This is a genomic window from Streptomyces sp. NPDC043870, from assembly GCF_056435785.1.
This window is the reverse complement of record NZ_JBWKDT010000010.1, coordinates 858-11,849: the sequence shown is the minus strand read 5'-3', so window position 1 is coordinate 11,849 and position 10,992 is coordinate 858. Positions and strand designations below refer to the sequence as shown.

11 protein-coding genes are annotated in these 10,992 nt (G+C 69.4%); all 11 read left to right on the top strand.

Annotation, left to right across the window (positions count from 1 at the left end):
- Positions 1-6: 6 nt before the first annotated feature.
- The 11 genes from AC0699_RS15165 (at position 7) to AC0699_RS15115 (ending at position 10,869) form a co-directional block, all read left to right on the top strand.
- Positions 7-420, top strand: coding sequence for a roadblock/LC7 domain-containing protein (locus AC0699_RS15165; RefSeq protein ID WP_266384487.1), 414 nt, complete (start codon positions 7-9; stop codon positions 418-420).
- 158 nt (positions 421-578) lie between these two features.
- Positions 579-986 carry a DUF742 domain-containing protein gene (locus tag AC0699_RS15160; protein WP_469770419.1) on the top strand — a complete coding sequence of 136 codons (408 nt, stop codon included), beginning with the start codon at positions 579-581 and terminating at the stop codon, positions 984-986.
- Positions 967-1,548, top strand: a complete 582-nt coding sequence (locus AC0699_RS15155; RefSeq protein ID WP_478659996.1) for a GTP-binding protein — start codon at positions 967-969, stop codon at positions 1,546-1,548. Before AC0699_RS15160 ends, AC0699_RS15155 begins: the two co-directional genes overlap by 20 nt.
- Positions 1,549-1,886: 338 nt before the next feature.
- A complete protein-coding gene (locus AC0699_RS15150; RefSeq protein ID WP_478659994.1) occupies positions 1,887-5,222 on the top strand; it encodes a sensor histidine kinase in 3,336 nt (1,111 codons plus the stop codon).
- 10 nt (positions 5,223-5,232) lie between these two features.
- On the top strand, positions 5,233-5,646 hold the full coding sequence (locus tag AC0699_RS15145) for a roadblock/LC7 domain-containing protein (RefSeq protein ID WP_026057603.1): 414 nt from the start codon (positions 5,233-5,235) through the stop codon (positions 5,644-5,646).
- A gap of 99 nt (positions 5,647-5,745) precedes the next feature.
- Complete coding sequence (locus tag AC0699_RS15140) at positions 5,746-6,315, top strand: DUF742 domain-containing protein (protein WP_478659992.1); 570 nt, start codon at positions 5,746-5,748, stop codon at positions 6,313-6,315.
- Positions 6,296-6,877, top strand: coding sequence for a GTP-binding protein (locus AC0699_RS15135; RefSeq protein WP_026165101.1), 582 nt, complete (start codon positions 6,296-6,298; stop codon positions 6,875-6,877). Before AC0699_RS15140 ends, AC0699_RS15135 begins: the two co-directional genes overlap by 20 nt.
- 145 nt (positions 6,878-7,022) lie before the next feature.
- On the top strand, positions 7,023-7,589 hold the full coding sequence (locus AC0699_RS15130; RefSeq protein ID WP_478659989.1) for a TetR/AcrR family transcriptional regulator: 567 nt from the start codon (positions 7,023-7,025) through the stop codon (positions 7,587-7,589).
- A gap of 96 nt (positions 7,590-7,685) precedes the next feature.
- Entirely contained in the window at positions 7,686-9,065 is a 1,380-nt protein-coding gene (locus AC0699_RS15125; protein ID WP_478659987.1) for an MFS transporter, read from the top strand.
- Positions 9,062-10,453, top strand: a complete 1,392-nt coding sequence (locus tag AC0699_RS15120) for a carotenoid oxygenase family protein (protein WP_478659985.1) — start codon at positions 9,062-9,064, stop codon at positions 10,451-10,453. The genes AC0699_RS15125 and AC0699_RS15120 overlap by 4 nt, the downstream gene beginning before the upstream one ends.
- On the top strand, positions 10,450-10,869 hold the full coding sequence (locus tag AC0699_RS15115; protein ID WP_478659983.1) for an SRPBCC family protein: 420 nt from the start codon (positions 10,450-10,452) through the stop codon (positions 10,867-10,869). Before AC0699_RS15120 ends, AC0699_RS15115 begins: the two co-directional genes overlap by 4 nt.
- Positions 10,870-10,992: the final 123 nt, after the last annotated feature.

Genomic DNA, 10,992 nt, shown 5'->3' with positions numbered 1-10,992 from the left:
AGCCCGATGAGCCAGGCGGCGCAGAATCTGAACTGGTTGATCACCAACTTTGTGGACAACACCCCTGGGGTGTCCCACACCGTGGTGGTCTCCGCCGACGGACTCCTGCTGGCGATGTCCGAGGGGTTCCCCCGTGACCGAGCCGACCAGCTGGCGGCCGTCGCATCCGGTCTGACCTCGCTGACCGCGGGCGCGTCCCGCATCTTCGAGGGCGGGCCCGTCAACCAGACGGTGGTGGAGATGGAGCGCGGGTTCCTCTTCATCATGTCGGTCTCGGACGGCTCTTCGCTGGCCGTGCTCGCCCACCCCGACTGCGACATCGGTCTCGTGGGATACGAGATGGCCCTGCTGGTCGACCGTGCCGGAACTGTCCTCACCCCGGACCTGCGTGCCGAGCTCCAGGGAAGTCTGCTGCACTAGAACCCCCCTCAGGAAGCCTGCCGCACAATGGTGTGCGCCCCAGGTACAGCCCCGGTACCCCTCATACCGCCTACTCACCGTCAGGCCGCCCCATCCGGCCCCCCACCGGCCCAGTCAGACGGCACAGCCGACCACTTGCTGTCACGCCCGGAGGATTCATGACCCCGCCCCCCGCCTCTCACGATCCGTACGGTGTCTCCATGGACGCCGACTACGGACTTGAAGGCGACCAGCCGCTGGTTCGTCCATATGCGATGACCGGCGGCCGGACCCGGCCGCGCTACCAGCTCGCCATAGAGGCGCTGGTCAGCACCACGGCCGACCCCGCGCACCTCGCGACCCTGCTGCCGGAGCATCAGCGGATCTGCCACCTGTGCCGCGAGGTCAAGTCGGTGGCGGAGGTGTCGGCGCTGCTGTCGATGCCGCTCGGTGTGGCCCGGATCCTCGTGGCCGATCTCGCGGAGGCAGGGATGGTGGCGATCCACCAGCCGGGCAACGGAGAGGCCGGCGGCACGCCGGACGTGACACTGCTCGAAAGGGTGCTCAGTGGACTTCGCAAGATCTAGCGGCGGAGCTGCCCGCTCAACCACCAGCGCGAAGATCGTGGTGGCGGGCGGCTTCGGCGTGGGCAAGACCACGTTCGTCGGCGCCGTCTCGGAGATCAACCCGCTGCGTACCGAGGCCGTCATGACGTCCGCGTCGGCCGGCATCGACGACCTCACCCACACCGGAGACAAGACCACCACCACGGTGGCCATGGACTTCGGCCGCATCACCCTCGACCAGGACCTCATCCTCTACCTGTTCGGCACCCCCGGACAGGACCGGTTCTGGTTCATGTGGGACGACCTCGTCCGCGGCGCCATCGGCGCCGTCGTCCTCGTCGACACCCGCAGACTCGCCGACTGCTTCCCCGCAGTCGACTACTTCGAGAACAGCGGCCTGCCCTTCGTCGTGGCTCTCAACGGCTTCGAGGGACACCAGCCCTACACCCCCGACGAGGTCCGCGAAGCGCTCCAGATCGGCCCCGATACGCCGATCATCACCACCGACGCCCGCCACCGCGCCGACGCCAAGAGCGCCCTCATCACCCTCGTCGAACACGCACTCATGGCCCGCCTCAAGTAGTGTTGGTCGTACGGCAGTTGTCGTATACCCGGGTAAGGCGGACCGTGTTCCTTTGACACGGTCCGCCTCCGTGTTCATAACGTTTCGACAGAGAATTGACCGGGCTCGGACACCCGATGCATTCGGCTGGTATCACTGCGCTCACATAGGCCCCACAATTTGACTGGTCTCGCTCTTTATGCCCGTTTTATCTGCGGCTTGGAGCACTCGGAACGGCCGATTGCCGCTGTTTGGAACCGACCGGCCTGGCGTGCTGAAATCGACGAACTCGTGAGTAGTACGGCCCTGAACAATAAACGGCACAACGTAGGTGCCGACGCCGAGAGGTTGTTGGTCGAGTGAGGCGAAGCAAGACGAGCTCCGCAGAGCAGCAGGCGCGGGGCAACTTCACCCCGCCCCCGCGTGCAGCGGCATCGCCTGCGGATGTACAGCCCGTGGCGCAACCCACCACTGGCAGCTCCAGCAAGCTGTCCCCCCGCAACTGGCGCGTGCCCACCAGGCTGAACGCGATCCTCCTCATACCCGTGCTGGTCGGCCTCGTCATGGGCGGCTTCCAGGTCAAGGGATCGATCGACACCTGGAACGAGGCACAGGACGCCGAGAAGACGGCGCTCATCGTGCGCGCCGCCTCGGAGTACGGCCAGGCCCTGCTCAACGAGCGCGACCTCACCGCCCAGCCGCTGCTGGAGGGCAAGGGCGCGGACAACGAGGTCGTCAAGGCGGCCCGCGCGACGACCGACGCCGCGAAGCTGAAGTTCGACGCGGCCGTCAGGAACATGCCGGAGAAGCAGGGCCTCGAGCGCCGCCTCCAGCTCTTCCGCGCGGAGGAGCCGAAGCTCGACGGACTCCGCAAGCTCGCCTACACCCCCAAGCTGGAGACCGCGGAGAAGTCCAGGGGCAACCCCAACGACCCCGACGACGACAAGCCCGGACCGGTCGGCACGCAGGAGGGCTACACGCTCGTCCAGCACTCGCTGATGGAGTTCTCCAACGAGCTCGGGCTCGGCACCGGCAACGTCACGAGCTACGGCCGCATGGTGTACGCGATCCAGCTGGCCAAGGCCGCCGAATCGCTGCAGCGCTCCATCGGCATGGAGCTGCTGATCAAGCCGAACAGCAAGAAGTCCATCAAGGCCGGTCAGACGATCGCCTTCTCCTCGTACGCCTACCTGGAGGGCATCGCCCTCGCCGAGTACGTCTCCGGTGGTACTGCGGAGGACACCGAGAAGCTGCAGACCGTCATGCGCCGCAAGTCGGAGGAGGGCGCCAAGACGCTCGCCGCCGCCGCCCAGCAGGCCGCCGCCGCCAATGTGCCGTTCAAGGCCCCGCCGAACGCGAACGGATCCGTCTACGACGGTATGGTCGGCGCGATCAGCAAGGGCGGCGACCCCGAGGAGCTCGCCCAGGAAGGCGTGACGTCGAAGGTCTGGATGGCCGCCGCCACCGCCAAGTTCGACGGCTACAGCGAGGTCGAGAAGGACCTCGTCGACAAGTCCGTGGCCGAGGCCGCGCGGATCTCCGACGACGCCAAGACCGACGCCGTCGTCAACGGTCTGATCGTCATCATCGCCCTGCTCACCGCGTTCATCCTGGCCGGCATGGTGGCCCGCCAGATGAGCCGCTCGATGCGCCAGCTGCGCACCGCCGCCTTCGGCATCGCCGAGCAGCGCCTGCCGATGCTGGTCGACCAGCTGTCCCGTACCGAGCCGGGCCGTGTCGACACCCGCGTCCAGCCGATCCCGATCGACACCCAGGACGAGATCGGCGAGGTCGCCCGCGCCTTCGACCAGGTCCACCGCGAGGCCGTCCGGCTCGCGGCCGAGCAGGCCATGCTGCGGGGCAACGTCAACGCGATCTTCACCAACCTCTCGCGCCGCAACCAGTCGCTGATCGAGGGCCAGCTGACCCTGATCACCGACCTGGAGAACAACGAGGCCGACCCGGACCAGCTGGAGAACCTCTTCAAGCTGGACCACCTCGCGACCCGTATGCGCCGCAACGGTGAGAACCTCCTCGTCCTCGCCGGCGAGGAGCCCGGCCGCCGCTGGAACCAGCCGGTTCCGCTGGTGGACGTGCTGCGCGCCGCCTCGTCCGAGGTGGAGTCGTACGAGCGCATCGAGCTCACCGGTGTCCCGGAGTCCGAGATCCACGGCCAGGCCGTGACCGACCTCGTGCACCTCCTCGCCGAGCTGCTGGAGAACGCCACGACGTTCTCCTCACCGCAGACCAAGGTTCGCGTCACCGCAACGAGGCTCCCTGACGGTCGGGTCATGATCGAGATCCACGACAAGGGCATCGGCCTGACCGCGGAGGACTTCGCGGACATCAACCACAAGCTGGCCAACCCGCCGACGGTGGACGCTGCGGTCTCGCAGCGCATGGGCCTCTTCGTGGTCGGCCGCCTCGCCGACCGGCACGGCATCCGCGTCCAGCTGCGCCCCTCGGGCGAGCAGGCCGGTACGACGTCGCTGGTCATGCTTCCGGATGCGATCACCCACGGTGGTGGCGGCGAGGCGCTTCCTGAGGACGACTTCACCGTGTCCCAGATCATCCCGCAGCAGCAGGCCTTCCAGCCCGCCCCGATGCGTACCGCGGCGGAGCTCGGCTTCGACGACTCCCGCTACGAGCAGGCTCCGGGCGAGGACCGCCAGCTGGACCCGGTGAACCGCTCGCTGATGCGCGAGGAGCGCCGTGCGGCGCTGGAGTCGCAGGCCCAGGGCGGCGACCGCCCACTGTTCCGCGACGAGGCCCAGCAGGGCTACGGCGAGCAGGACGGCTACGCCGGGGAGCAGTACGAGCAGGGCTACGCGACGCAGGAGCCGCAGGCCGCGTACGAGCAGAACGGGTACGACCAGAACGGCTACGACCAGAACGGCTACGACCAGAACGGCTACGAGCAGAGCGGCTACGAGCGGGGCGGTTACGACCGTGACGGCTTCGAGGGCAACGGCTACGACCGCACTGGTGAGTTCCAGGTTTCCGGCGGTTACACCGAGCCTCGGGAGCAAGCCTATGCGGAGGCTGGTTACGACGCTCCGCAGGGCTCGCAGCCGCAGTACGACGACCAGTTCGCCCCCCAGTCCCACCAGGGAGAGTGGGCGGATCAGGGCGCGTACCAGGGTGCGTACGAACCGGAGTACCGAACGGATGCGGAATCTGCTCCCGGCGGTCCCGCGAACGCCTCCGAGCGCGTAGGCTTCGACCGTCCGGGTCCGGCCTCGAACACCAGCCATCTGACCGACGCCGGTCTGCCGCGCCGCGGCAGCAGCCAGCAGGGCCAGCAGGGCCAGCAGTCCCGGAGTACCAACACCGGACAGGCAGGACAGCCCAGGCAGGCCCCCCAGGCACCGCAGGGCGGGCAGGCGGAGGGGGACGGCTCCGGCGACTGGCGCTCGAAGAACGACGAGCGCTGGCAGCGGGCCGAGAAGCTCCGCGAGCCCAAGGCGGGCGGAGTCACCCCGTCCGGCCTTCCCCGGCGGGTTCCCAAGGCCAACCTGGTCGAGGGCACGGCGGAGCAGACCCCGCAGGGTGGCCCCCAGGTTTCCCGCGCCCCTGAGGACGTGCGTGGCAGGTTGAGCAACCTGCGACGCGGTGTCCAGAAGGGACGCAGCGCGGGAACGGACACGAACGGATCGGGCTTCGGCCCGGGCAGTACCTACAACCAGGAGCGTTAGTGTGAGCCCGATGAGCCAGGCGGCGCAGAATCTGAACTGGTTGATCACCAACTTCGTGGACAACACCCCTGGGGTGTCCCACACCGTGGTGGTCTCCGCCGACGGACTCCTGCTGGCGATGTCCGAGGGGTTCCCCCGCGACCGAGCCGACCAGCTGGCGGCCGTCGCATCCGGTCTGACCTCGCTGACCGCGGGCGCGTCCCGCATCTTCGAAGGCGGCGCGGTCAATCAGACCGTTGTGGAGATGGAGCGCGGCTTCCTCTTCATCATGTCCATCTCGGACGGCTCTTCGCTGGCCGTGCTCGCCCACCCCGAGGCCGACATCGGTCTCGTGGGCTACGAGATGGCCCTCCTGGTCGACCGTGCCGGTACTGTCCTCACCCCGGACCTGCGTGCCGAACTCCAGGGAAGTCTTCTCAACTAACAGACAGGCAGTGCGTTTCTCGCCACCGCACCATAGGGTGCGGTGGCGCGGCTCCACAGGGACTTGGACCGGCGTACGGCACTCGGAGGAGGAAGAACAGTGGCAACACCCCCAGGCGGACACCCATATGACGGTGCTCAGCAGTCTCCGGGTGAGCAGGGTCAGAACCGCTTCAACTTTCCCTCCGCACCGAGCAGAAGCGACGGCCCGCAGCCGTACCAGAGGCCGCAGCAGCCGTACGACCCGTCGTACAACCAGCCGCAGGCTCCCCGCATCCAGCCGGTGCAGCCTCGGCGGTCCCCCGAGCCGGCACCTGCCTCGGGCAGCCACAACCCGTTGGTCCGCCCGTACGCGATGACCGGCGGCCGGACCCGGCCGCGCTACCAGCTCGCCATCGAGGCACTGGTCAGCACCACGGCCGACCCCGCACGGCTGCAAGGGCAGTTGCCCGAGCACCAGCGGATCTGCCGGCTGTGCTTCGAGATCAAGTCGGTGGCTGAGATCTCGGCCCTTCTCTCCATTCCCCTCGGCGTTGCCCGGATCCTCGTAGCCGACCTGGCGGAGGCCGGACTTGTCGCCATCCACCAGCCCGGCGGCGACGAGGCCGCCGGCGGCCAGCCAGACGTGACACTGCTCGAAAGGGTGCTCAGTGGACTTCGCAAGCTCTAGCGGCGGTGCAGCCCGCTCAACCACCAGCGCGAAGATCGTGGTGGCGGGCGGCTTCGGCGTGGGCAAGACCACGTTCGTCGGCGCCGTCTCGGAGATCAACCCGCTGCGTACCGAGGCCGTCATGACGTCCGCGTCGGCCGGCATCGACGACCTCACCCACACCGGAGACAAGACCACCACCACGGTGGCCATGGACTTCGGCCGCATCACCCTCGACCAGGACCTCATCCTCTACCTGTTCGGCACCCCCGGACAGGACCGGTTCTGGTTCATGTGGGACGACCTCGTCCGCGGCGCCATCGGCGCCGTCGTCCTCGTCGACACCCGCAGACTCGCCGACTGCTTCCCCGCAGTCGACTACTTCGAGAACAGCGGCCTCCCCTTCGTCATCGCCCTCAACGGCTTCGACGGACACCAGCCCTACACCCCCGACGAGGTCCGCGAAGCGCTCCAGATCGGCCCCGACGCGCCGATCATCACCACCGACGCCCGCCACCGCGCCGACGCCAAGAGCGCCCTCATCACCCTCGTCGAACACGCACTCATGGCCCGCCTGCGGTAGGCCGTGTCCGGATCCCTGTCCGGCCGTAAGGAAAGGGCCTCGCACTCCTGCCGGAGTGCGGGGCCCTTTCGGATCGGTCCGGTCCGGTGCTCGACCGTCACCGGGGGAGTTGACAGCCCCAAAGTGTGAGTGGTTTATTACTCACATGGCAACGACAAGGACGCGACAGCTCTCCACGGCCGACGCGCGCCGCGGCGAGGTCCTGGCCACCGCGGCACGGGTCTTCGCGGCACGCGGGTACTACGGCACCTCCACGACCGAGGTGGCCAGGGGCGCCGGGATCTCCCAGGCGTATCTGTACCGGCTCTTCCCCGACAAGGAAGCACTGTTCGTGGCCGTCGTCGAGAACTGCTCCCGGCTGATCCGGGAGCGGCTGGCCGAGGCGGCCGCGGAGACCGCGAGTGTCGAGCCGGCTGCCGTGCTGGACGCGATGGGCGATGCGTACGCGCATCTGATCGCGGACCGGGACGACCTGCTCAGGGTTCTGATGCACGCGAACTGTGCGGCGAGCGAGCCGGCGATCCAGTCGGCTGTGCAGGCGCTGTACGCGCGACTGGTGGAGTACGTCCGGTCCGCGTCCGGCGCACCTGACGAGCTGGTCCAGGCTTTCTTCGCCAGGGGCTTTCTCTGCAATGTCGCCGTCTCCATCGGCGCGACGGAGCTGGACGCACCGTGGACGAGGACGCTGCTGGCGGGCCTCCACCACTACTGAAGCACCCCCGAGGAGCGGCCGCGGCGACGCGGCCTCTTCTTCGTCCCAAGTAGTGAGTGATTGACCACTCTTTTCTGAGGAGGAGGGATGACAGCGATGACGGCACGGCCATCGGAAGCAGAGGAAGCAGAGGAAGCAGAGAGCTCGGAGGAACCGGACGGAGCCCGGGGAGTACGGGCAGTACGCCGGGGCCCCGCTCTCGCGGCGCTCGCGACGGCTCAGTTCCTCGTCGTACTGAGCACCTCGATCGTGAATGTGGCCCTGCCGTCGATCCGCGACGGCCTGCAGATGTCCCCCACCGCGCTCTCCTGGGTGGTCAACGCCTACGTCCTGGCCTTCGGCGCGCTGCTGCTGCTCGGTGGACGGCTCTCCGATCTGCTGGGCCGCCGCCGGGTGTTCACCGCGGGCATGGCCGTGTTCGGGCTCGCCGCACTGGCATCGGCTCTCGCCCCCTCGGCGCCGGTCCTCATCGCGGCCCGTGCGGTCCAGGGCGCGGGTGCCGCGCTCCTCGCGCCCGCCGCGCTCGCCCTGCTCCTGACCGTGTTCCCGCCAGGACCCGGCAGGGGCAGGGCCCTCGGGGCGTGGGGCGCGGTCTCCGGGGCGGGCGGTGCTGCCGGGGTGCTGCTGAGCGGGGTGCTCACCGAACTGTACGGCTGGCCGGCGGTGTCCCTCGTCTCCGTGCCGGTCACGGCCGCATCCCTCGCCGCGACGCTCGTCCTGGTACCGGCCACCAGGCCCATCGGCGGCGAGGTCGACGTCCTCGGCGCGGTCACCTCGACCGCCGGGCTCACCGCACTCGCCTACGCCCTCACCGCGCAGCAACTCGTCGCGGGGGTGGCCGGAGTGAGCCTCCTTGCCCTCTTCGCCGTACGGCAGGTCAGGGCCCGCACACCCCTCGTACCGCCGCGGCTGCTGCGTACGGGCAGGGTCGCCGCAGCCAACATCGCCATGACACTGCTCGGCGCGGTCTGGGTGGGTCTGTTCTACTTCCTGCCGCTCTATCAGCAACGGATCCTCGGATACGGACCGTTGGACGCCGGGCTCACGCAACTCCCGCTCGCTCTCACGGTCGTCGCCGGTTCCGTGCTCGCGTCCCGGCTGCCCGCCCGTGCCGGAACTCCCGCCGCGCTCGCCGTTCTCACGCTCGGACTCGTGTGGTTGTCCCTGGCACCGGACGACGGCTCGTTCGCCGTCCATCTCCTCGGCCCCTCACTGCTCATCGGCGCGGGCCTCGGGGTCGCCTTCGTACGGCTCACCGCGCTGTCCACCGAAGGCGTGCCGGCGACCGACTCCGGAATCGCCGGCGGCCTGATCAACACCACCCGGCAGCTCGGCGGGGCACTGGGCCTCGCCCTGATGACCGCCATCGCCCCCGCGGCGGCCGACCACGGCGCCGCTTTCGCAACCGCCGCGGCACTCGCCGCGCTGGCCACCTGCACCACCACGTTCACGATCAACCGGAGGAAGCAGTCATGACCGTCGAGTCCACCACCAAGCCGTACGTCTCCGGGCACTACACCCCCGTCGTCGACGAGATCACCGCCCACGAGCTGACCGTCCACGGCACCATCCCGCCCGAGCTGAGCGGCCGCTACTTCCGCAACGGCCACAACCCCAAGCCCGGCTCCACGCCCACCCACTGGTTCAAGGGCAGCGGAATGATCCACGGTCTGCGCCTGCGGGAGGGCCGCGCCGAGTGGTACCGCAACCGCTGGGTCCGCACGCCCGCCCTCGACGGCGTCCCGTACATGGGCGCCGACGGTGTCCCCGACCTCACGGCCAGCGACGCCGCAACCCACGTCATCGAGCACGCGGGCCGCATCCTGGCGCTGCAGGAAGTGAACCTGCCGTACGAGCTGACGTCCGAGCTCGACACCGTCGGCGCGTTCGACTTCGGCGGCAGGCTGAAGACCGCGATGACCGCGCACCCGAAGACCGACCCGGTCACCGGTGAGCTGCACTTCTTCGGCTACGGACCCTTCCCTCCCCATCTGGCCTACTACGTGGCCGACGCCAAGGGCGAGATCGTGCGCGCCGAGGTCGTGGACGGGGCCGGGCCGTCCCTGATGCACGACTTCGGCATCACCCGCCACCACGTCATCTGGCTCGACCTGCCGGTCGTCTTCAACCCGGCCGAACAGTCCGGCATCCCGTACCGCTGGAGCGACTCCTACACCCCGCGCATCGGCGTCATGCCGCGGTCCGGGTCCGCGGTGGTGAAGTGGTTCGACGTCGAGCCGGGCGCGCTGCTGCACGTGGCGAACGCCTACGAGGACGAGCGCGGCCGGATCGTACTGACCGGCCCGCGCTACGACCGCGGCGCCTGGGAGCAGACCTGGAAGTGGTGGGTGGGCGCGCCCGGTTACGCCCCCGAGCCGATGGTCGGCGCCACGCCGCACCGCTGGATCCTCGACCCGGCGACGGGCAGGGCGACGGAGGAGCCGGTCGACGACCTCGTCACCGAGTTCCCGACCATCAACGAGGACATGACCGGTCTCCCCCACCGCTTCGACTACTCCGTCGCTTTCCCCGGCTCCGGTCTCGGTGAATACGCGATCGTCAAGCACGACCACGCCACCGGCATCCGGGAACTGGTACCGATGGGCCGTGGCAGGATGCCCGGCGAGGCGGTCTTCGTACCCGCCGAGGGTGCGAGCCGCGAGGACGACGGGTATCTGCTCACCGTCGTCAGCGATCTGGAACAGGACGCCTCGCAGCTGCTGATCCTCGACGCGTCGGTGCCGGCGGGAGCCCCGGTCGCCACGGTGGAGCTGCCCCGCCGCGTCCCGTCCGGTATCCACGGCTCGTGGATCGCCGATGCCGACCTCACCGCCGACGACGAGATCCAGGGTGGTGCCGCATGATCACCACCCGTCACGAGATCACCGTCGACGCACCGGTCGAGACGGTCTGGCGCCTGCACACCGACATCGCCGGCTGGCCCACCTGGAACTCCGGCATCGACAGGGCCGAGCTCTCCGGGGAGCTGAAGGCCGGAGCCTCGTTCCGCTGGCTCACCCACGGGCTGGACATCACGTCGACGGTCTCAACGCTGGAACCCTTCCGGCACATCGCCTGGGGCGGTCCCACCTCCGGCATCGACGGGGTCCACCACTGGACCCTGGAGCCCGCGGAGAACGGCGGCACGAGGGTCGTCACAGAGGAGTCCTGGTCGGGCGCGCCCGTCGACGCGGACCCGGAGGGCATGCGTGCGGCACTGGACCAGTCGCTGGTCGCCTGGCTGAGGGACCTCAAGCAGGCGGCGGAGGCGGCTGCGTAGCCCACGGCCCACAGCAAGGACGGCGGGGGGGGGGGGGGGGGGGGGGGGGGGGGGGGGGGCGTGGGGGGGGGGGGGGGGGGGGGGGGGGGGGGGGGGGGGGGGGGGGGGGGGAGGGGGGGGGGC

Excerpts from the sequence above, each read along its gene's own strand:
- AC0699_RS15165 (WP_266384487.1), top strand. The coding sequence starts at position 7 with ATGAGCCAGGCGGCGCAGAATCTGAACTGGTTGATCACCAACTTTGTG.
- AC0699_RS15160 (WP_469770419.1), top strand. The coding sequence starts at position 579 with ATGACCCCGCCCCCCGCCTCTCACGATCCGTACGGTGTCTCCATGGAC.
- AC0699_RS15145 (WP_026057603.1), top strand. The coding sequence starts at position 5,233 with ATGAGCCAGGCGGCGCAGAATCTGAACTGGTTGATCACCAACTTCGTG.
- AC0699_RS15130 (WP_478659989.1), top strand. The coding sequence starts at position 7,023 with ATGGCAACGACAAGGACGCGACAGCTCTCCACGGCCGACGCGCGCCGC.
- AC0699_RS15125 (WP_478659987.1), top strand. The coding sequence starts at position 7,686 with ATGACGGCACGGCCATCGGAAGCAGAGGAAGCAGAGGAAGCAGAGAGC.
- AC0699_RS15120 (WP_478659985.1), top strand. The coding sequence starts at position 9,062 with ATGACCGTCGAGTCCACCACCAAGCCGTACGTCTCCGGGCACTACACC.
- AC0699_RS15115 (WP_478659983.1), top strand. The coding sequence starts at position 10,450 with ATGATCACCACCCGTCACGAGATCACCGTCGACGCACCGGTCGAGACG.